At 62.4% G+C, this 22,031-nt stretch carries 14 protein-coding genes, 2 pseudogenes and 1 other annotated feature; of the genes and pseudogenes, 8 read left to right on the top strand and 8 right to left on the bottom strand.

The window, feature by feature from the left end; genetic code table 11:
• Position 1: 1 nt before the first annotated feature.
• The 5 genes from radC to P3R82_RS17190 all read right to left on the bottom strand — a co-directional run bounded on the left by radC (position 2) and on the right by P3R82_RS17190 (position 3,344).
• On the bottom strand, positions 2–811 hold the full coding sequence (gene radC, locus P3R82_RS17210; RefSeq protein ID WP_283194705.1) for a DNA repair protein RadC: 810 nt from the start codon (positions 809–811) through the stop codon (positions 2–4).
• 7 nt (positions 812–818) lie between these two features.
• Positions 819–1,655 (bottom strand): type I methionyl aminopeptidase, encoded by an 837-nt coding sequence (gene map / locus P3R82_RS17205; RefSeq protein ID WP_283194704.1) that lies wholly within the window; start codon positions 1,653–1,655, stop codon positions 819–821.
• A gap of 207 nt (positions 1,656–1,862) precedes the next feature.
• Complete coding sequence (locus P3R82_RS17200; protein WP_018900054.1) at positions 1,863–2,075, bottom strand: cold-shock protein; 213 nt, start codon at positions 2,073–2,075, stop codon at positions 1,863–1,865.
• A gap of 471 nt (positions 2,076–2,546) precedes the next feature.
• The gene (locus P3R82_RS17195) at positions 2,547–2,750 is read right to left on the bottom strand and encodes a hypothetical protein (RefSeq protein WP_183899829.1); all 204 of its coding nucleotides are present in this window, start codon (positions 2,748–2,750) and stop codon (positions 2,547–2,549) included.
• A gap of 123 nt (positions 2,751–2,873) precedes the next feature.
• Positions 2,874–3,344, bottom strand: a complete 471-nt coding sequence (locus P3R82_RS17190) for a hypothetical protein (protein WP_283194703.1) — start codon at positions 3,342–3,344, stop codon at positions 2,874–2,876.
• Between the two features lie 960 nt (positions 3,345–4,304).
• Here P3R82_RS17190 and P3R82_RS17185 point away from each other — a divergent pair.
• On the top strand, positions 4,305–5,810 hold the full coding sequence (locus P3R82_RS17185) for an anti-phage dCTP deaminase (protein WP_283194702.1): 1,506 nt from the start codon (positions 4,305–4,307) through the stop codon (positions 5,808–5,810).
• 203 nt (positions 5,811–6,013) lie between these two features.
• Here P3R82_RS17185 and uvrB read toward each other — a convergent pair.
• Positions 6,014–8,954 (bottom strand): annotated as a pseudogene (gene uvrB, locus P3R82_RS17180) (excinuclease ABC subunit UvrB).
• Positions 8,955–9,112: 158 nt separating this feature from the next.
• Positions 9,113–9,168: a sequence feature (sul1 is cis-regulatory element that is thought to sense ions involved in sulfur or methionine metabolism; They are found in Alphaproteobacteria), on the top strand.
• Positions 9,169–9,239: 71 nt separating this feature from the next.
• On the opposite strand from uvrB, the gene P3R82_RS17175 reads away from it, so the two are divergent.
• Complete coding sequence (locus tag P3R82_RS17175) at positions 9,240–10,706, top strand: SulP family inorganic anion transporter (RefSeq protein WP_283196367.1); 1,467 nt, start codon at positions 9,240–9,242, stop codon at positions 10,704–10,706.
• 329 nt (positions 10,707–11,035) lie between these two features.
• A complete protein-coding gene (locus P3R82_RS17170) occupies positions 11,036–11,812 on the top strand; it encodes an alpha/beta hydrolase (protein ID WP_283194701.1) in 777 nt (258 codons plus the stop codon).
• A gap of 33 nt (positions 11,813–11,845) precedes the next feature.
• Here the strand turns inward: P3R82_RS17170 and P3R82_RS17165 are convergent, their stop codons facing one another.
• Positions 11,846–13,036, bottom strand: a complete 1,191-nt coding sequence (locus P3R82_RS17165; RefSeq protein WP_349294072.1) for a DUF2778 domain-containing protein — start codon at positions 13,034–13,036, stop codon at positions 11,846–11,848.
• 483 nt (positions 13,037–13,519) lie between these two features.
• On the opposite strand from P3R82_RS17165, the gene P3R82_RS17160 reads away from it, so the two are divergent.
• Positions 13,520–14,539 carry a class I SAM-dependent methyltransferase gene (locus P3R82_RS17160; RefSeq protein WP_283194699.1) on the top strand — a complete coding sequence of 340 codons (1,020 nt, stop codon included), beginning with the start codon at positions 13,520–13,522 and terminating at the stop codon, positions 14,537–14,539.
• A gap of 27 nt (positions 14,540–14,566) precedes the next feature.
• On the opposite strand, the gene phaC is transcribed toward P3R82_RS17160, so the two are convergent.
• Positions 14,567–16,405, bottom strand: a complete 1,839-nt coding sequence (gene phaC, locus P3R82_RS17155) for a class I poly(R)-hydroxyalkanoic acid synthase (RefSeq protein ID WP_283194698.1) — start codon at positions 16,403–16,405, stop codon at positions 14,567–14,569.
• A 152-nt stretch (positions 16,406–16,557) separates the two neighbouring features.
• Here phaC and P3R82_RS17150 point away from each other — a divergent pair.
• The 4 genes and pseudogenes from P3R82_RS17150 to recJ all read left to right on the top strand — a co-directional run bounded on the left by P3R82_RS17150 (position 16,558) and on the right by recJ (position 21,903).
• Positions 16,558–16,973 (top strand): annotated as a pseudogene (locus tag P3R82_RS17150) (hypothetical protein).
• A gap of 226 nt (positions 16,974–17,199) precedes the next feature.
• On the top strand, positions 17,200–18,420 hold the full coding sequence (locus P3R82_RS17145; protein ID WP_283194697.1) for an LL-diaminopimelate aminotransferase: 1,221 nt from the start codon (positions 17,200–17,202) through the stop codon (positions 18,418–18,420).
• Between the two features lie 65 nt (positions 18,421–18,485).
• On the top strand, positions 18,486–19,808 hold the full coding sequence (locus P3R82_RS17140; RefSeq protein WP_283194696.1) for a homoserine dehydrogenase: 1,323 nt from the start codon (positions 18,486–18,488) through the stop codon (positions 19,806–19,808).
• A gap of 292 nt (positions 19,809–20,100) precedes the next feature.
• Positions 20,101–21,903, top strand: a complete 1,803-nt coding sequence (recJ, locus tag P3R82_RS17135; RefSeq protein WP_283194695.1) for a single-stranded-DNA-specific exonuclease RecJ — start codon at positions 20,101–20,103, stop codon at positions 21,901–21,903.
• Positions 21,904–22,031 lie beyond the last annotated feature (128 nt).

Below are 22,031 nucleotides of genomic sequence, written 5' to 3'. Positions count from 1 at the left end.
TTCAGATCAGCCGCAGCCCCTTGAGGCTGGCATGGCCATCCTTGCCGACGATGATATGGTCGTGCACCGTGATCCCAAGCGGCTTGGCGGTATCGATGATCATCTTGGTCATGTCGATATCGGCGCGCGACGGTGTCGGGTCGCCGGACGGGTGGTTGTGCACCAGAATGATCGCGGTGGCCGAAAGCTCCAGCGCGCGGCGCACCACTTCGCGCGGATACACCGGCGTATGATCGACCGTGCCGTGCCCCTGCACTTCGTCGGCGATCAGCGCGTTGCGCTTGTCGAGGAAGAGAATCCGGAACTGCTCGCGCGTTTCGTGCGCCATGGCGGCGTGGCAATATTCGATCACGGACGACCAGGACGACAGCACCTGCTTGCCGCGCAGTTCGCTCTTCAGCGTCCGATGCGCGATCGCCGAGATCAGCTTCAGATCGAGCGCCACCGCCTCGCCGACGCCCTTCACCTCCTGAAGCAGCGCGATTGGCGCGCCGAAGACGGCGGCGAGCGATCCGAAGCGCTCGAGCAGCGCCTTGGCGATCGGTTTCGTATCGCGGCGCGGGATCAGCCGGAACAGCATCAGTTCCAGCATCTCGTAATCGGCAAGCGCCGTATCGCCATGATCGCGGAAGCGCTGGCGCAGCCTTTCGCGATGGCCGTGATAGTGCTCTTCCTTGGCAGGCGAGGGCCGGAGTGCTGCGGGCTTGCCGGCCTGCTCGGCGAAATAGGACCGCTCGTCCATGCCATCGTCCTCATCCGCCGCGAAAGGCAGCTCCAGGTCTTCGGAATGGGAAACCGGTCCTTTTGCCATCAGCGGCTCATTTTGTGAGGGGTGGCAGGCCCGGGCGGTCCAGTCCGCCGGGCGACAGCGTGAAGATCTCGCAGCCATCGGCGGTGACGCCGACCGTGTGCTCGTATTGCGCCGACAGCGACCGGTCGCGGGTGACGGCGGTCCAGCCATCGGCCAGCACCTTCACATGCGGGCGGCCGAGGTTGATCATCGGCTCGATCGTGAAGATCATGCCCTCGCGCAGTTCCGGTCCCTCGCTGGCGCGGCCGTAATGCAAGATATTCGGGCTGTCGTGAAACAGCGCGCCGACCCCATGGCCACAGAAATCGCGCACCACCGAGCAGCGCTCGGCTTCCGCATAGGTCTGTATCGCCTCGCCGATGGCGCCGGTGCGCGCACCGGGGCGCACGGCCGATATCCCGCGCATCAGCGATTCATAGGTTACCTCGAGCAGCCGCTCGGCGGCGCGCTTGACCGTGCCGACCGTGTACATCCGGCTGGAATCGCCGTGCCAGCCATCGACCACATAGGTGACGTCGATATTGACGATGTCGCCCTCGCGCAGAGGCTTGGCATCCGGAATGCCGTGGCACACGACATGGTTGATCGAGGTGCAGGTGGATTTGGTGTAGCCGCGGTAATTGAGCGTCGCGGGAACCGCGCCGTTCTCAAGCCCGAAATCGAAGACGAAACGATCGATCGCATCGGTCGTGACACCCGGCTTGACGATATCGGCGAGCGCATCGAGACACCGGGCGGTGACCTGGCACGCCTTGCGCATGCCTGCGAAGGCATCGGCGCCGTAGAGCCTGATGGCGCCGGTATTCTTGGATGGCGCGGAGGAGGCTTCGATATAGTTTACCATTGCGGGGGCCTTAGCGGAAATTGTCGTCATACATAATGCAGCTATGCCGGGTTCGTCCATTGCGATCAATGGGGGAGGCCGATTTAAGGTATCACGCCCTCATCGCACGGGAACCCGATGCAGCCGCCCGGCACCAGCAAGCCGGAAAACGAAAACGGCGCCCTTGCGGAGCGCCGTTTCGCAGTCCTGCCGAGGCAGAAACCGAAATCAGTTGGCCGAGATGTTGACGGCCTTCGGGCCCTTGCCCATGCGATCCGGCTCGGTGTCGAAGGTAACCTGCTGGCCTTCGCGGAGCGACTGGATGCCGGAAGCCTGGAGAGCGGAGATGTGAACGAATACGTCCTTCGCACCGCCATCAGGAGTGATGAAACCAAAACCCTTGTCCTGGTTGAAGAATTTTACGACGCCTTTGGTGGCCATTGGGATAGGTCCTTTTCCCTGTAGTCTGTCTGGTATCCATCCCCCCGAAAGGAAATGGACGGCTTTCACTTTCGCGCTCCCTCATCTTAACTCAGCGCGCGAAGGGTCAGTCGAGTAGTTCACGAACGGGGAAAGAACGTCTACGCACGTGAGGTCCCCCCACGCCACCCTCCCGCGGGGAGGGCTCAGCCACATCAGTCCAGTCACCGGCATGCAAATGCCCGAGTACACAATTGGTGCCAGCAAACGGAGCAAAATGCAAGCGACATTATTCTGACACCAGCCGCTCCAAAGCGGGAATGGCCAAAGATTCAAGCACTTGACGATTGGTAACCACGAGCCGCCACCGCTGGCCCATTCCTGGAATGCGTCTCGCAACGGCACGCTTTCATGGCCGATCTATGCGAATGCCCAGGCGCTGGGCGGCTGCCCGGTAAAGGCGAGCCGGATTCCCGGTAAAGGTGAGTGGGATCAGCGCGCGGCGCCGGCGCCGAGCTTCTGCTGCACCATGTCGGCGCTTCCGCGTACATAGGAGACCGTGGGCTTGCCGGCGGCGTCTGCGACCGCGTAGGCGATGATCGTCACGTCTTCCTCATAGGTCGAGACATAGAGCACCTGGGCGGGGTTGACGTAGATCGTATGATTATGGGTGTTCTTGAAGCCGACGAATGCCATGAAAGTCTCCTGCGTGTCTCGCGGTCAGATATGCCACGCGGGCGTTGACGCAAGTTTAACGCGATGTCGGCGGGCAGGGCGGTGGCGCCGGGGGCGCCGGGGGCGGTGGCGATCGCGATCGCATCAGGGTGTGGCCTGCGCTTCCTCCTGCGGGTGCCCGAGGAACGGTGGCGCTTTCTCGGCGATAAGGGCAAGTGTCTCATCAAGGCAGGCGAGCGCCGGGGCGTCGCCGACAAGGCAATCACGGGCGATCGACACCGTGTTGCCGCGCAGGCCCGGCGTCAGGAGGTCAAGGAGCCGGAACATCGCGCCGTGCTCCCCATCGCGGGCGTCGGCGCAGACCATCCCGGCCCAGCCGAGATAGTCGGTGAAGCAGGGTGTGTATTCCGAGGGCAGCGTATGGACGCAGGCGAGCTTGCTTCCCTTGACGGCGATGCGCTGGCAGGCGCGAGCGCGGCGGCAGCGGTTGATCGGGCAGGTTAAGACCGGCATGGACAGCATCTCCGATGTCCTCGCCGCCAGCGCAACGATCAACTCGAGACCGAGGCGGTCCTTAAGGTCCTTGCCGGGATTATCATGAGGGTGCTGCGGCATTGCGGTCCTCTTCGGCTCCGGCGCGCGGCGATGCCGTCACGCGGCTGGTTTCACCCGTGGCTTGCTGGTTCAGGCTTCACTCGGACGGGGCGCTGGAAATCACCTCGATAGAGTAAAAAATATGGTGCCTTCCAGCACCCCGTTCGGCGGTTTATGAACGCAACTCCGGTCTCTCTGCCTTTCCGCCCAACTTCGCGGCGGAACCATGTGTGCCTCACAGGCACGTCCGGGCTCAACTCGGGCCCGTCTTGCGACAGGACCCGCCGTCACCGGAGGGAGACCATTTTCTGCGAACCCCGGATGAGAGAGCTTGCGTCCTCCTCAAACACCCGGCGCCGACCCCACCTCGCCGGCACGCCTGCCGGTGTATCCGTGGTGGGATGAGAGGATGATGGCATGGGTGGGGGAGGGTGGGGAAAATAAAATATGTTGGCTGTTTTAGATGAGTACAACCACCTCTTGTGTCACGTCGAGAGTGTTGGAAGTCCACCGTAATTACAAGCTGGGCCGCTGCTGTAACCGAATAGCGACACCAACATTAGAATTGGATAGAATAAAGCCGCAAATAAATAAGGAAGGCAGACCTTGCGGCTGTCTTCCTTAAATATCTTCAGCGATTTCACGGTGTAGCAATCAACCGCAATATCATTGCGACTTCAACGAGAATTGCTCCGTCAAGTCTTCTATTAACTCGTCACTTATTTCAAATGGGCCTCGTCGTTCACTTGGCCGATTACTTAAATTGCGTGCCGCAACGTGTATTTGTTCCTCAAGCCAAGTTTTACCCGCTGCTACGAAGTCATTGGCATCCTTTACACCATTGCAATTTTTTGACAATGTCGCCTCCATCAAAGGTTGCTATGGACTCACTAAATTGTAGCGCTCAGACAGCTATCCCCATAACGATTTATTTTCAGTTGAGTTCACGAATTATCAACATATTTTGCATCGGAGACTTCCATGGATGTGGGTGCAAAGCCTGAGCTCGTAATTGGGCTGGTAGGCCCTATTGGCGTTGATTTAGACTATGTGCAAAACGTTATCGTTCGCGAGCTGAAGCATTTGGAGTATGAATCCGTCCCGCTTCGAATAACCGATCTAATGATGGCTATCGAGACTGGTCTGAAAGTTGATAACAGTACCTATAGTTCCAAATATCATTCGTTGATTGCTTACGCAGACAAAGTCTGCGAGATCGCAGATAGCTCTGCGGCGTTGGCAGCTCTTGCAGTCGCTCGAATTCGCGCAGAAAGAAGCCTCATTACGGGCAGCGTTGAAAAACCTGCGTTGGGCCACGCATATATCATTCGCCAATTCAAAAGGCCGCAAGAAATCGAACTAATGCGTCAGACTTACGGGCGCAAATTTATACAGATTTCGGTCTCAGCTTCTGAAAGAGAGAGGCGTGCCGATATATCGAGTAAAATAAAGGATTTCAACGAAGCGACACGTGACAAGGACGAATGCGAAAAGGAAGCAATTGACCTCATAAAAAAAGATTTTGATGAAGGAATTGGTAGCTTTGGTCAAAAGATATCAAACATCTTTCATCTCGGTGATGTCTTTGTTTATGGAATGAATAAGCAAAACATTGACGAAACACTCAAGCGTTTTTTTGAGGCGTTTTTCGGATATAACGGTCACTCTCCGACGAAGATGGAATATGGAATGTATACGGCCGCTGCGGCGTCGTTGCGTTCTATTGATTTATCACGGCAGGTCGGGGCGTCCATATTCACTGACGCTGGTGAAATTTTATCGATGGGCTGCAACGAGGTTCCCAAAGCCTTTGGGGGAACATATTGGGCGGAGGATGGTGAGGGAGCGCAACGTGACTTCGAGAAAGGTCGAGACGCAAACCAGTCGCGTAAACTACAAATTTTGTATGACTTGGTCGATCGTATGAGTCGGGCGGGATTTTTGTCGAAGGAACTTTCGTCGAAGACCAACGCTATAGAGCAGTTGCGGGAAATTATGGACGCCGAAGATATTCGTGAGTCCCAGATAATGGACATCATTGAGTTCGGGCGTATGATTCATGCGGAAATGTCTGCGATCACGGATGCCGCTAGGCTAGGGGTATCCGTTAAAAAAGCGACGATGTTTTGCACGACATTTCCATGTCACATGTGTGCAAAACATATTGTTTCGTCTGGTATTAAGTCGCTTGTATATCTTGAGCCGTATCCAAAAAGCTATGCGGTTGAGTTGAATTCCGATGCGATCACTTTTGACGATGAACTGGCAGACAAGAAAGTTCTCTTTCGTCCATTTGTTGGTATATCGCCGAGACGTTACCGTGACATATTTGAAAAGCGCTCACGTAAACTTGGAAATGGTCGGAGACGGGATTGGTACTATAGTTCTCCAGCGCCGATGATTGAGGACAGGAGTGCGGCGTATATTGAGAATGAAGATTCAAGTATTATTTCTAATCTCGTTTCTCAAAAAGTCAGCAGTGAATAAACTAAAAGTATAAAATACTGATTCTGGGATTTTTATCCGGATCTTGTTTGATTTGAAGTGGTATTTTTAGAAATTTTACTTTAGGCGCTGTCGATCGATCTGTTTTTCAGGAAGCAACGAAATGCTGTTTCTGGTAGTTCGAGCGCTTTAAGCACATAGTAAGTTCGCGACGATGTTATAGGTGCGCAACTCTGATGGCGCCTCTACCGCCCCGGCCGCCCCGTCTTGCCCTTCGTCCGCTTCTGCCGCTTCACATCACCCGCATCCTCGTAGCTGCCGACGCCGGTCTTGCCGCGCACCAGGGGGCGCGGGTCGTCGCGGTCGGGTTGGCCTTCGAGCAGGGGGGAGAAGCGCTTGGTGCTCTTGGCGGCGTCGGGCTTTTCCGGGAGCTTGCCTGACACGGGCTTTTCGGTGCGGCCGACGGTCATTTCGTCGAGGTCGTTGCGGCGGAAGGTGCGCGAGGGGATGGCGGTGTCGGTGCCTGGGCCCATGTCGTCGAGGGTGGGTTTCTGGAAGAGGGAGGTCGAGGGCGTGGCCCCCTCATCCGCCCTGCCGGGCACCCCGGGACGAGCCGGTTGTCTCGTCCCGTCCTCCGACCCCCGCTGGGTAGAAGGGACTCGCGGGTCGCCTTGGCGTTCCGCTTGATGCCTTCCATGGCCTTGGACCCTCGCGCGCCATCGGGTCGTCCATGACGGCGAGTTCGGCGGCCTTGAGGCGTTTGATTTCGTCGCGCAGGCGCGCGGCCTTTTCGAAGTCGAGGTCGGCGGCGGCGTCGCGCATCTGTTTTTCCAGCGCGTTGAGGTGGGTCTGCAGGTTGCCGCCCACGAGGTTGCCGCCGTCGGCGAAGCCCTTGCCTGACACACCGGAGATGTCGGCGCGGACGTGGTCGCGTTCGTAGACCGAGTCGAGGATATCGGAGATCTTCGCCTTCACCGATTCCGGCGTGATGCCGTGTTCGGTGTTGTAAGCCACCTGCTTTTCGCGGCGGCGGGCGGTCTCGTCCATGGCGCGCTGCATCGAGCCGGTGACGGTGTCGGCATAGAGGATGACCTTGCCGTCGACGTTACGCGCCGCGCGGCCGATGGTCTGGACCAGCGAGGTCTCGGAGCGCAGAAAGCCTTCCTTGTCGGCGTCGAGAATGGCGACGAAGCCGCATTCGGGAATGTCGAGGCCTTCGCGCAGAAGGTTGATGCCGACCAGCACGTCGAAAGCACCCAGACGAAGATCGCGGATGATCTCGATACGCTCCAGCGTGTCGATGTCCGAGTGCATGTAGCGGACGCGCACGCCCTGTTCATGCAGATATTCGGTGAGGTCCTCGGCCATGCGCTTGGTGAGCACGGTGCAGAGCGTGCGGTAACCCTTGGCGGCGGTTTCGCGGATCTCGCCGAGCACGTCGTCGACCTGGCTGCGGGCGGAGCGGACTTCGACCGGCGGGTCGATCAGGCCGGTCGGGCGGATCACCTGCTCGGCGAAGACGCCGCCGGACTGGTCGAGTTCCCAGCCGCCGGGGGTGGCGGAGACGGCGACCGTGTCGGGGCGCATCGCGTCCCATTCCTCGAAGCGCAGCGGCCGGTTGTCCATGCAGGACGGCAGGCGGAAGCCGTATTCGGCGAGCGTCGCCTTGCGCCTGAAGTCGCCCCGGTACATGCCGCCGATCTGCGGAATGGTGACGTGGCTTTCGTCGATGAAGAGCAGGGCGTTGTCGGGGATATATTCGAACAGGGTCGGCGGCGGCTCGCCGGGGCTGCGGCCGGTGAGATAGCGCGAATAGTTCTCGATGCCGGCGCAGGAGCCGGTGGCCTCAAGCATCTCGACATCGTAGCGGGTGCGCTGTTCCAGGCGTTGGGCTTCGAGCAGGCGGCCGGCCTTTTCGAGTTCGGCGAGGCGCAGGCGCAGCTCTTCCTTGATCGCCTTGATGGCGCCGTTCAGCGTCGGGCGCGGAGTGACATAGTGGCTGTTGGCGTAGATCTTCACGCTCTTCAGGTCGCCGGTCTTCTGGCCGGTGAGCGGGTCGAATTCGGTGATGGCGTCGATCTCGTCGCCGAACATGGAGATGCGCCAGGCCGCGTCTTCCAAGTGGGCCGGGAAGATTTCGATCGTGTCGCCGCGAACACGGAAGGAGCCGCGGACGAAATTGATGTCCTGGCGCTTGTATTGCTGCGCCACGAGGTCGGCCAGCAGCTGGCGTTGGTCGAGGCGGTCGCCGACCTCCATCTGGAAGGTCATGGCGGTGTAGGTCTCGACCGAACCGATACCGTAGATGCAGGAGACGGAGGCAACGATGATGCAATCGTCGCGCTCGAGCAGCGATCGGGTGGCGGAGTGGCGCATGCGGTCGATCTGCTCGTTGATCGAACTTTCCTTCTCGATGAAGGTATCGGAGCGCGGCACATAGGCTTCCGGCTGGTAGTAGTCGTAATAGGAGACGAAATATTCCACCGCGTTGTCGGGGAAGAAGTTCTTGAATTCGCTGTAGAGCTGGGCCGCCAGCGTCTTGTTCGGCGCCAGGATGACGGCCGGGCGCTGGGTGGCCTCGATCACCTTGGCCATGGTGAAGGTCTTGCCGGAGCCGGTGACGCCGAGCAGCACCTGGCTGCGGTCGCCATTGTCGAGGCCCTCGACGAGATCCTTGATTGCCGTCGGCTGGTCACCGGACGGTGAGTATTCCGAGTTCATGCGGATCTCGATGCCGCCTTCGGATTTCGGCGGCCGGGCCGGGCGATGCGGCGTCCACATCTTGCCGTCCTTGAAAAGCGGATTGCCGCTCTCGATCAGCGCCGAAAGCGCCTCCACCGTGGCGGTGACCGCCGTGCCGGCCTTCAGTGCGGCGGCGTCTTCAAGCGAGACGTCGAGGCCGGAGACCGGGTTGAGGCCGGCGGCCGCACGCGTCTTCGGGTCGGTCGAGCCGCCCATCGAGGTGCCACGCGCGGATTTGGACGCGGCGATCTCCACCTTCTTGCGGTGCTTGCCGGCCTTGGACGCGATCTGCCGCTGCGTCTCGACGCCCGATGCCTCGGCATCGGCCTCCAGCTGCTTCACCCAATCGGCGACGGAACCCTCTAGGGGCGCGCCTTCGAACGCGGATTGGGGAGCTTCCTCGAAACCATCGGGGGCGGGGGAGTTTTTCGGAGATTTGGCCATGGCCGGAATATGGAGAGAGTCAGCGAGAAATGGAAGAGGCAAAGAGTACAAAAGGGAAACGGATTTGTCCGCGTCCGGCCCCTGAACGCCTGCGGTCACGAAATGGCCCGGTGATATTGCATCGCGGCAAAAATGCGGTCTATAACGGGCGCACTCACCACGGACCCGGTGAAACTCCGGGTGGCTCTTCTGGCCGCCGATCCGCCAGACAACGCAAAACCTGCACGCCATTTTTCGACCGCCCGTCCGGGCGCGTTGGGCCACGCTTTGCGAGATATCATCAACATGCACGTATCCTCGATCCGCCGGGATTGGTTTTCCAATCCGACACGCGAAATGCTTGCCGGCGCCGTCGCCACCTTCGCGCTGATCCCCGAGGTCATCGCCTTCTCCTTCGTCGCCGGCGTCGATCCGCAGGTCGGCCTGTTCGCCTCCTTCGTCATCGGCATCGTCATCGCCTTCACCGGCGGCCGCCCGGCGATGATCTCGGCCGCCGCCGGCTCCGTGGCGCTGGTCGCGGCGCCGCTGGTCAGCTCCCACGGGCTGCCCTATCTCTTCGCCGCCGGCCTGCTCGCCGGCATCATCCAGATCGTCTTCGGCCTGCTGCGGCTCGGCGTCCTGATGCGCTTCGTGTCGAAATCGGTGCGCACCGGCTTCGTCAACGCGCTGGCGATCCTGATTTTCGGGGCGCAGCTGCCGCACATCATCGGTGGCGACTGGATCGCCTATGCCATGCTGGCCGCCGGCCTGGCGGTGATCTACATCGCGCCGCGCATCACCACCGCCATCCCGTCGCCGCTGATCTGCATCCTGCTGTTGACCGTCGCCTCCGTCGGCCTGCAGCTGCCGGTCCTGACCGTTGCCGATCTCGGCAAGCTGCCGGATCCGCTGCCGGTCTTCGCCTGGCCGCAGGTGCCACTGACCCTGGAGACACTTCGCATCATCGCCGGCCCGGCACTGGCCATCGCCATGGTCGGCCTGCTGGAATCGATGATGACGGCGAGTGTCGTCGACGATCTCACCGACACCACCAGCGACAAGAACCGCGAATGTGCCGGCCTCGGCATCGCCAACACCGCCGCCAGCCTGTTCGGCGGCATCGCCGGCTGCGGCATGATCGGCCAGACGGTCAGCAACGTGAAATATGGCGGCCGCGGCCGTCTCTCGACGCTGTTCGCCGGCGCGCTGCTGCTGATCCTCATGGTGCTGCTCAAGCCGTGGGTGTCGCAGGTGCCGGTCGCGGCGTTGGTCGCGATCATGGTCATGGTGTCGATCGACACCTTCGACTGGTCGTCGGTCAAGACCATGGTGGTGCATCCGAAGACGTCCAGCATCGTCATGCTGGCGACCGTCGTCGTCACCGTCTTCACCGCCAACCTGGCGCTCGGAGTCACCGTCGGCGTCCTCCTGAGCGGCGTCTTCTTCACCTTCAAGGTCGCCAGGCTCCTGTCGATCCGCAAGCAGACGGACGAGGCAGGCGAGCGCATCGTCTACCATGTCGCCGGCCAGGTCTTCTTCGCGTCCGCCGACGTCTTCATCGACGCCTTCGACATCGCCGATGCCGAGGGCATGGCGGTGACGATCGACCTCACCCACGCGCATTTCTGGGACATCACTGCCGTCGCGGCGCTGGACCGGGTGGTGCAGCGCTTCAAGGCGCACGACGTTGCCGTCGAGGTGATCGGCCTCAACGAGGCGAGCGCGACGCTGATCGGCCGCCTCGACAATGCGCCGAGCCTGAAGGAAGTCTGAGCGCATCGCGCCGGGACCGACAAGGCGGTCCCGGCCGCAAATTTCCGCTGCAAGGCGGACTGTAACAAAAGCTTCGGCGCCGACGTATACCGGTCGCGTCAGGAAAATCAGGCATAAACGGCATGTCTGGACGAGGGCCATCCTCACCTGCGCCAGCCGGCGATCGTGCCCGGGCTGCAGGTCCTGGCCAAGGCACGGCGGCCCATTTCAGGGTGTCGCGACGGTGCGCGGAAGAGAACCGGCAGGCCGAGCGGATCGACCGGTGCCGATCATGCGCGGGTTCACAGCCCGTCGCCGGGTCGGATCGATCAAAGCCGAAGGTAAAGACCATGATCATCAACAGACGGACTTTCTCGACAGCGCTGCTCGCCGGTGCTGCCGCTTCCCTTGTCTCCACACGCGGCATGGCCGCGATGGCGCAGCCCGCCAAGGCACGCAATATCGTGCTGGCGCACGGGCTGTTCGCCGACGGTTCCTGCTGGACGGAGGTGATCGCTCGCCTGCAGGCGGCCGGTTTCAACGCCACCGCCGTGCAGAATCCGCTGACCACCTTGCCGGAGGCCGTCGCCTCGGTCGAGAAGGTGCTGGATCGCCAGGATGGTCCGACCGTTCTCGTCGGGCACTCCTTCTCCGGAATGCTGGTCACCGAGGCCGGCGTGCATCCCAAGGTTTCGGCGCTGGTCTATGTCGCCGCCCGCGCTCCCGATGCGGGCGAGGACTATGCGGCGCTGGCAAAGACCTATCCAACCCCGCCGGCTTCCGCCGGGATCGTGTTCGATGGCGATGAGGGACGATTGACCGAGGCGGCCTTCCTGCGCGATTTCGCCGGCGATATCCCCGAGGCGAAGGCCAGGGTGCTCCATGCCGTGCAGCAGCCGTTCAACAAGGCGTTGCTGACGGGCAAGACCACGCAGGCGGCATGGCGCTCGAAGCCGAGCTGGTATGCGGTATCGACGGAGGATCGGACGATCAACCCGGATCTGGAGCGCTTCATGGCCAAGCGCATGGGCGCGCGGACCATCGAGCTCAAATCCAGCCACCTGTCGATGATCTCGCATCCCGACGAGATCACCCGGATGATCGTCGAGGCGGCCGGCGGCCGCTGAGCTGACGCCGCATGAGTGAACGTCGCGGTCCGATCAGGACCGCGACGAGAACAGCGAGGCGACGGTGGATTTCGGCTTGTCCGGCAGGCTGGAGACGACTTCCAGCTGCTGGATGTCGCCGCGCTTGAAGGCGGCGAGGAAGCGCTTGTAATCCTTGAAGGAGATGCAGCCGTTGGAATCGCCCTTGGCGCCGAGCATGTAGGTGTGGGCGAGCAGGCCGACACGGTCGAACACCTTGCCCGCGCCGCCGATTGGATTGAGCCGGATCGCGGCCACGCCGTGGAACAGGCTTTCGCGCATGCTCAGCGTATAGATATGCGGCGGCGTCGGACCGCGCATCTTCTCGCGGATGTAGCTTGGATTGTCGCGCATCTTTCCAAGACCGGAATGCGCCTCGAGGCGTTCTCCGTTCGGCAGGTAGACCATGCCCGCCGAGATGTCGTAGACGGCGACGCCGGCGCGGGCGACTGCCTGGCGCTTCGGCACAACCGGGATTTCACCCTGATCGTCGGTGAGATCGGGCCGCGCGTAGGCGAGGACCGGTTCGGCCGGCCGTGTCGCGCCGTCCTTTGCAGGCGCGCGCTTCAGCATTCCGTCCGGGCGGGCCATCGGCAGCGGCGCGGACGTATCGCCTTCATTGAGGACGAGGCCGAATGCCTGGCTGCTGTTGGCGCTCACCGCCGCGCCGGTATTGGTGGCGACGCTCGCGACTTCGGCGGCAGCGGGCTTGGCGGGCGCGGCCGCGACGCTGGCCCTCGGCTGGGCTTCAGTCTTCGCGGACGCCGCCAGCGCCAGCAGGGCAGGGGCTTCGAGCGCCGCGACTTCGGCCTTCGACGGAATGATGATGCGATCTTGCGAGGATGCGCTGGCAACGGTTTCTTCCGCTGGCGGGTTCGTCGTCACGGACGGCTGGGCGACCGCAACCGGGGCCGCAAAGGTGACGGTGGTCACCTTCTGCACGGGCACGGCGTCGGCGATGACGGGGGTGGTGGTGCCGGCGAATGCCGCCTTGATCGCGCCCGGCGTCAGGGCCCGACGGTTCTCGGCCGCCGTGTAAGCCTGCAGGCGCGAGAACTTGGAGACGCGGATGTTGCGTTCCTTGACAGCGGCGGGGCGCTCCTTGAAGGCGGCGGACACCGCGACGTGCTGCACCAGCGCGATGTCGTTGGCGGCGCTCTTGTAGGGCGGCGGCGCGGCTGCGGGCACGGTGGCGATCGATGTCACGACCCATGCCGAGGCGGCAAAACTTGCGCCGATGAGACCCGCCCCCGAGATGAGGCGGAATAAGCGACTGAAACGAGAAATGGGCGTACCTACTGGCCTGGTATTGGCAAACACATCGACCGCAAACGCCATGACACTCGTCTTTCACAACTCGTTACTGAGGCCGGCGGTACACGGAAACGGATACTTCTTCGCCGGGGCCGGTAATGGGGCATCGGGGCCAAAATGCGGCCTCTCCATGCTTTCCGGTTGACTTGGAGAATGACGAATTATGGTAACCAAACCCTTTACGGCGGCGTCGCCCGTTGTGAAATTCTTCACCTTGTCCGCTAACCATGTTGTTCTTGTTCGCTTTTTTCTAATGTGACGCGCACGGGTCGATCTGTGTGGGGCTATGTCACCGATTTCATGTAAATATTAGCGGGAAAATATATTGCGATTGTGCTATGAAGTGGCATCGAGGGCTTCCGAGGGGTGACGCCGATGTCTTCGGCACAAGCAGCACCTGGCAACGACGTTTCGCCGGCCTTGCTGGTCGATGCGATGTTCGCCGTCCGCAAGACCGCCGCCATCAAGGCGGCGATCGAACTCGACCTCTTCACCGTCATCGGAACGGGCCAGACGGCCAGGGCGGCGGCGTCCGGGATGCGATGCGCCGAGCGCGGCGTTCGCATTCTGTGCGACTATCTCGTCGTCGCGGGTTTCCTGACCAAGAGTGGCGACGTCTACGCGCTGACACCGTCGAGCGCCGCGTTCCTCGATCGCCACTCGCCGGCCTATATGGGCTCCGCGATCGATTTCATCGCGGCGCCGCAGATGCTCGCGCTCTTTCTGACCGACCCCGCCGCCTGCGTGCGCAATGGCGGCGCCGAAGGATTGGCGAACCTCTCGCCGGATAATCCCGTGTGGGTGCGCTTTGCCCGCGCCATGGGCGCCTTTACCGGCGGGGCGGGCAGGACGCTTGCCGCCGACGTCGCGGCATGGCCGTCACCGCCGTCAAAGGTGCTCGATATCGCTGCCGGCCCCGGCTACTTCGGCATCGAGATCGCCAGGGCCATTCCGCGGGCGCGGATCGTCGCGCTCGACTGGAAGCCGGTGCTGGAGCTGACGCGGGAGAATGCGACGGCATCAGGCGTTGCCGATCGGTTCAGCTTCATCGCCGGCAGCGCCTTCGATGTCGACTGGGGCAGCGACTACGATCTCATCATGCTGCCGAACTTCCTGCATCACTTCGATATCGCCGGCTGCGCGGAACTGCTGAAGAAGGCGCGCCCAAGCCTAAGCGCCACCGGCAAGCTGATCGCCGTCGAGTTCGTCCCCAACGAGGACCGCGTCTCGCCCGACTTCCCCGCCGCCTTCGCCTTCGAAATGCTGGCGACGACACCGAAGGGCGACGCCTACACGGCGTCAGACCTGCGCGAGATGGCGTCGATGGCGGGCTTCCGCGACATCGCGATCAGCCCGCTGCCGCCATCGCCGGCAAGCGTGATTGTGTTTGAGTAGATTGACGTCACCGATCGGTGATGCCGTTCAAGCCTTCTCCAGCACGTAGCTGCCCGGCGCTTCCTCGAGCGCATTGAGGGCGTCGCCCCCTGGCTTGCGAGCCGGTACCCGCTTGCCGTCCTTGGCCTCGATCCAGGCCTGCCAGTGCGGCCACCAGGAGCCGGCCGCTTCCTCGGCGTCGATGAGCCAGTCCTCGTATTCGCCCTTGGCCGGTCCGCCGGTCCAATACTGGTATTTCTTCTTGTCCGGCGGGTTGACCACGCCGGCGATGTGGCCGGAGCCGGCGAGCACGAAATCGACCTTGCCGCCGAAGAACTGGCTGCCGAGGAACACCGATTTCGCCGGCGCGATGTGATCCTCGCGGGTGGCGAGGTTGTAGATCGGGATCCTGACGCTCTTCAGCGATACGGCCTGGCCGTCGAGCACCATCTCGCCCTTGGTCAAAGCGTTCCTGAGATAGCAGTTACGCAGGTAGAACGCGTGATTGGCCGCCGCCATCCGCGTCGAGTCGGCGTTCCAGAACAGGAGGTCGAAGGGCATCGGCTCCTGGCCCTTGAGGTAGTTGTTGACGAAATAGGGCCAGATGAGCTCGGAGGCGCGCAGCATGTTGAAGGCCGTCGCCATCTTCGAGCCGTCGAGATAGCCGGTCACATCCATATAGTTCTCGAGCCGCGTCAGTTGCTCTTCGTCGACGAACACCTTGAGGTCGCCGGCATGGGTGAAATCGACCTGGGTGGTGAACAGCGTCGCGGAGCGGATGCGCTTGTTCTTTTCCTTGGCATGCAGCGCCAGCGTCGCGGCCAGCAGCGTGCCGCCGACGCAATAGCCGATGGCGTTGACGTCCTTCTCGCCGGTCGCCTTCTCGATGGTCTCGAGCGCGAAATCGATCCCTTCGCGCGCATAGGCCGCCCAGTCCTTGGCCGCATGACGCGCATCCGGATTGACCCAGGAGATGACGAACACCGTCTGCCCCTGGTCGACGCACCACTTGATGAAGCTCTTCTGCGGATTGAGATCGAGGATGTAGAACTTGTTGATCCAGGGCGGGCAGATGAGCAGAGGGCGCTTCAGCACCGTCTCGGTCGTCGGCTCGTACTGGATGATCTGGCAGATCTCGTTCTGGGCGATCACCTTGCCCGGCGTCAGCGCCATGTCGCGGCCGACGGCGAACTTGGTCATGTCGGTCTGCCGCAGCTTCAGGTCGCCGTGGCCGGCCACGATGTCTTCGGTCAGCATCTTCATGCCCCGGACCAGGTTTTCACCGCTGCTCGCGATCGTCTCGCGATAAAGCTGCGGATTGGTGGCGACGAAATTGGTCGGCGAGATCGCCGCCGTGATCTGCCTGACGTAGAAGTTGGCCTTCTGCCGCGTGTGCTCGTCCAGACCCTCGGTTTCGGTGACCAGCTTCTCCGCCCAGTCCGCGGTGATGAAATAGGCCTGCTTCAGGAACTCGAAGAAGGGGTTCTTCTCCCAATCCTGGTCCGCGAAGCGCTTGTCCTTGCGATCGGGCTCCGGCTCGGCCGATTCGCCCTGCATGCGCTGCATCGAGCGCATCCACACGCCGAAAAAGCTGGTCATCAGCTTGGTCTGCGCATCGAAGGCGCGGCGCGGGTCGGAGATCCAGTATTCGCTGACCTTGGAGAGCGTCTTGACCATGTCGGTGACGGGGTCGGCGGTGTTCGTCCGGATCTCGCCGCTTTCGCGCGGAGCAAGCCAGGCGGACGCCGCTTTTCCCAGGTTTTCCAGGGCGCGGGCGAAGTTCAGCGCCATCGTCTCCGGGTCCTTCAGCATGTAAGGATCGAAATCCTTCGCCTCGAAGCCCGGGCCCTGGCCCTTCTCGCCCTTGTCCTGGTTGCTGTCGGTCACGCGGTTCCTCCGGCGGCAGCATCTGTCTCCAAATCAAGTTGTATCCGCTCGGATCAAGAAAACAAGTTCCGCTGACGGGCCTTCATGCTATTGCTTTGTGCAGGCTGCGAATTTAACAAGTCGAAGCAGCTTAAGGATTTGGAACCTCCGGCATGACCAACACAGGCATTCGTACCATCGCAAACGTCACCCGCATCGCCCTGATCGGCGCCGCCGCGCCATGGCGCTTGCCGGATGCATGCGAACGCCGGAAGAGAAGGCCGAGATCGCCGCGAGGCGAGCGGCCCCGACGGCCGTGGTCATGAACGCCACCAAGGGCGAGGCGCCGACCGAAAGCGGCCTGTCGCACTATAGCGATGGCTATCCGGGCTTCGGCGCGCCGCTGACGGCCGCCAACGTTCAGATGAACGACGAGGAAGCCGCCGGCCTGCAGCAGAAGCTGACGGCGCTGAGCAACCGCCGCAAGGCGGGAACCATCACGGAAGCCGAGTACCAGCGCCGCGTTGCGGAATACCGCAAGCTCGCCGCCGACCACGGCCCTGAAACGCTGTCCGAAATCACCAAATAAGGCCTTGCCTTCTCTGGCGTTTGCAAGCAAAGCCTTCCGTCAGGTGCGGAAGATGAAATTTTCCCGATAAAGCGTCAGCCTGTCGGCGGTCCGTCAAAGAATCGCCGTGCGCTGAAAGTCTGATGAATACGGCCTTGGCGATTCTGAAGTTCGTGTCGCAAGCAGCCGGAAGTTAGGACGAACTTCGATTTGCGGTCATGGTGGCCGCGTTTCCGTGGGGAAAGAAATGGAAGAGTTTCACAAAGTCCGGCGTTTGCCGCCTTATGTTTTCGAACAGGTCAACCGTTTGAAAGCAAGCGCGCGAGCGGGCGGAGCCGATATCATCGATCTCGGCATGGGAAACCCTGACCTGCCGACCCCCAAGGCGATCGTCGACAAGCTCTGCGAAGTGGTCCAGGACCCGCGAACGCATCGCTATTCCTCGTCCAAGGGCATTCCCGGCCTGCGCCGCGCCCAGGCCGCCTATTACGCACGCCGCTTCGGCGTGAAGCTGAACCCGGATACGCAGGTGGTCGCAACCCTGGGCTCCAAGGAAGGCTTCGCCAACATGGCGCAGGCGATCACCGCGCCCGGCGACGTCATCCTCTGCCCGAACCCGACCTATCCGATCCATGCCTTCGGCTTCCTGATGGCAGGCGGTGTGATCCGCTCGCTACCGGTCGAGCCGGATGACAGCTTCTTCCCGCCGCTGGAACGCGCCGTGAAGCACTCGATCCCGAAGCCGCTGGCGTTGATCGTCAACTACCCGTCGAACCCGACGGCCTACGTCGCCACGCTCGACTTCTACAAGGACGTCATCGCGTTTGCCAAGAAGCACGACATCATCGTGCTCTCCGACCTGGCGTATTCGGAAATCTACTTCGACGACAACAACCCGCCGCCATCGGTGCTGCAGGTGCCCGGCGCCATTGATGTCTGCGTCGAGTTCACCTCGATGTCGAAGACCTTCTCCATGCCCGGCTGGCGCATGGGCTTCGCGGTTGGCAACGAGCGGCTCATCGCGGCGCTGACGCGTGTGAAATCCTACCTCGACTACGGCGCCTTCACGCCGATCCAGGTGGCCGCCACGCACGCGCTGAACGGCGACGGCTCGGATATCGCCGAAGTCCGCAACGTCTACAAGCGCCGCCGCGACGTCATGGTCGACAGCTTCGGCAAGGCCGGTTTCGAGGTTCCGCCGCCGGCGGCCACCATGTTCGCCTGGGCGAAGATCCCGGAAAAGTTCCGCCATCTCGGCAGCCTCGAGTTCTCCAAGCTGCTGGTCGAGAAGGCCGACGTCGCCGTGGCGCCGGGGATCGGCTTTGGTGAAATGGGCGACGATTACGTGCGTCTGGCGCTCGTCGAAAACGAGCATCGCATCCGTCAGGCGGCGCGCAACATCAAGAAGTTCATGTCCACCGCCGATGAGACGATGCACAACGTCGTCTCGTTGAACGCTCACCGCTGATACAATCAGTTCTTTCGGCAGCCGCTCCGGCGGCTGCCCTTCATGACATATTTCAGGATCGATCCATGGCAGATGCCCTTAAAATCGGCGTTGCGGGCTTGGGTACCGTTGGTGCCTCTCTCGTTCGCATCATTCAGCAGCGCAGCGACCAGCTTGCCGCGACGTGCGGCCGGCCGATCCTGATTACCGGCGTGTCCGCCCGCGACAAGACCAAGGACCGCGGCATCGATGTCGGCGGCATCGAGTGGTTCGACACGCCAGAGGAACTCGCGACCAAGGGCGATATCGACGTCTTCGTCGAACTCGTCGGCGGCGCCGAAGGGCCGGCCAGGATCGGCGTCCAGGCGGCACTCAACCGTGGTCTCCATGTGGTGACGGCCAACAAGGCGCTGCTTGCCTATCACGGCGTCGAGCTTGCCAGGATCGCCGAGGAGAAGGGCGCGCTGCTCAACTTCGAAGCGGCCGTCGCAGGTGGCATCCCCGTCATCAAGGCGCTGCGTGAATCGCTGACGGGCAACACGATCTCGCGCGTCTACGGCATCATGAACGGCACCTGCAACTACATCCTCACCAAGATGGAGAAGGAAGGCCTGTCGTTCGCCGACTGCCTGAAGGAAGCGCAGCGCCTGGGTTACGCCGAGGCCGATCCCGCCTTCGACATCGAGGGCAACGACACCGCCCACAAGCTCTCGATCCTGACGACGCTCGCCTTCGGCAACCAGATCTCCGTCGACGACATCTATCTCGAGGGCATCACCAACATCTCGATCGAGGACATCCATGCGGCCGCCGAACTCGGCTATCGCATCAAGTTGCTCGGCGTTGCCCAGCGCACCGATACCGGCATCGAGCAGCGCGTGCACCCGACCATGGTGCCCGTCGACAGCGTCATCGCCCAGGTCGATGGCGTCACCAACGCCGTGGCGATCGAATCCGACGTGCTCGGCGAACTGCTGATGGTCGGCCCCGGCGCCGGCGGCAATGCCACGGCCTCGTCGGTGCTCGGCGACATCGCCGACATCGCCAAGAGCCGCCCGGGCGCCCAGCAGGTGCCGGTGCTCGGCCACCCCGCCAGGTCGCTCAAACCTTACCGCAAGGCGCAGATCCAGAGCCACGAGGGCGGCTATTTCATCCGTCTGACGGTTCTCGACCGCACCGGCGTCTTCGCCAGCGTCGCCACCCGCATGGCCGAAAACCACATCTCGCTCGAATCCATCGTGCAGCGCTCCAAGCAGCACCTCGCACCGTCGCACCACCAGACGATCATCCTCGTGACCCACGCGACCACCGAGGAATCGGTGCGCAAGGCGGTCGCGGCGATCAAGGTCGAAGGCTATCTGGTCGGCGAACCGCAGGTGATCCGCATCGAGCGTCCGAAGGAGGACTGAGGTCTATCTTACCGACTGCGGCGCGGTTTCTCCTTCTCACCTCATTCCTGTGCTTGTCACAGGAATCCAGCGGGCCCAAGTCCTTGGGCCTGAAAGAGTCTTCTCACGGCGCAGACGCGCCGTGGCTGGATCCCCGCCACAAGGGCGAGAATGAGGGGAGAGTGTGGGTCACCGTGCGGTGATCTATCCTGTGGGAAGCGGAGCACTGATCTGCCTGCCATCTTTCGTTTGCGCTCCAGGATCGTTAGAACCACGTAACGACGGCAAACACGTAAGACACTCGGACGACACAATGGATATCCCGGCCGATCCGGTACAGCGCGCCTTTCTGGGTGTCGAGAAATCCGTTCTCGACAATCGCTGGATCTCGCGGCTGGACCAGGCCGGGCAGAACCGGGCGCTCGCCATGTCGCAGACGCACGGCCTGCCGGATCTGATCGCCCGCGTGCTCGCCGGCCGCGGCGTCACCGTCGACGAGGCGGTCGAGTTCCTCGATCCGACGCTGCGCTCGCTGATGCCCGATCCCTACAAGCTGACCGACTGCGAGAAGGCGGCCAGACGCATCGCCGACGCCATCAATGCCCGCCAGCAGGTCGCGATCTTCGGTGACTACGACGTCGACGGCGCATCCTCCTCGGCGCTGATGTATCGCTTCCTCAGCCATTTCGGCGTGACATCCGAAATCTACATCCCCGACCGCGTCTTCGAGGGCTATGGCCCGAACCCCGCCGCCATGGACCAGCTGATCGACAACGGCGCCCGCCTGATCGTCACCGTCGACTGCGGCTCCACCAGCCACGAGGCGCTGGCGGCGGCAGCCAGGCGCCATGTCGACGTCGTCGTCATCGATCACCACCAGGTGACACATGACCTGCCTGAGTGTCATGCGCTGGTCAATCCGAACCGCGAGGACGATCTGTCGGGGCAGGGGCATCTGTGCGCCGCCGGCGTCGTCTTCCTCGTGCTGGTCGCGACGCTCCGGCTGCTGCGCGAGGCCGGCCATCCGAAGGCGCGCGGCATCGACCTCCTGCAATGGCTGGATATCGTGGCGCTCGCCACCGTCTGCGACGTCGTTCCGCTGAAGGGCCTGAACCGCGCCTATGTCGTCAAGGGCCTGATCGCCGCCCGCCATCAGGGCAATGCCGGTCTTTCGGCGCTGTTTCGCAAGGCGGGCCTTGCCGGGCCGGTGACCCCATATCACTTCGGCTTCCTCATCGGCCCCCGGATCAATGCCGGCGGCCGCATCAGCGACGCGGCGCTCGGTAGCCGGCTATTGACGCTGGATGATGCCGGCGAAGCCGAGGCCATCGCCGAACGTCTCGACGAGCTCAACCGCGACCGCCAGGTGATGGAAGCCAGCATGCTGCAGGAAGCCGAGGCCGAGGCCTATGCCGAATATGGCGACGGCAGCGGCGCCTCCGTCATCGTCACCGCGCATGAAAAATGGCATCCCGGCATCGTCGGATTGATCGCGGCGCGGCTGAAGGAAAAGTTCAAGCGTCCGGCTTTCGCCATCGCCTTCGATTTGAACGGCAAGGGCACCGGCTCCGGCCGTTCCATCAACGGCTTCGACATGGGCAAGATGGTGCGCGCGGCGGTCGACGAGGGGTTGCTGGTCAAGGGCGGCGGCCATGCGATGGCGGCGGGCCTCACCGTCGAGCGCGACAAGCTCGGCCGCCTGCGGGGCTTCTTTTCGGAACGCGCCGAAAAGACCGTTGCGGCGCTGGTGGCCAACGAGACGCTGAAGATCGACGGCGCGATCGGCGCCAGCGGTGCGACGATTGATTTGATTGATCGCCTGGAAACGGCGGGTCCCTACGGCTCCGGCCATTCGCAGCCGATCTTCGCCATCCCCGCCCACCGCGTCCGCGACTCGAGGATCGTCGGCGAAAAGCATGTGAAGGTGACGCTCGAAGCCATGGATGGCGCTCGCCTCGACGGCATCGCGTTTCGCGCCGCCGATACGCAGCTCGGTAACCTGCTCCTGAACTCGCGCGGCGCCAACCTGCATGTGGCGGGCTCGCTCGGCGACAACCACTATCAGGGCTCGCGCCGCGTCCAGCTGCGGGTCATCGACGGCGCCATCGCTCGCTGAGCAAACTGGACGCAGCCTGGGATTTCGTGCCGGCGAGCCGGCCATGCCGCGGCATCCGCGCGAAATTGGCTTGCAGCGACGCTGGTCTTCCGCGCAAGGCACGCTACCATGCGGTCACGTCCGGCGAG

It is taken from the genome of Rhizobium sp. AN80A (assembly GCF_030053015.1).
GTDB lineage: Bacteria > Pseudomonadota > Alphaproteobacteria > Rhizobiales > Rhizobiaceae > Rhizobium > Rhizobium metallidurans.
Note: the sequence above shows the minus strand (reverse complement) of the source record. Positions and strands in the feature narration are given on the sequence as shown.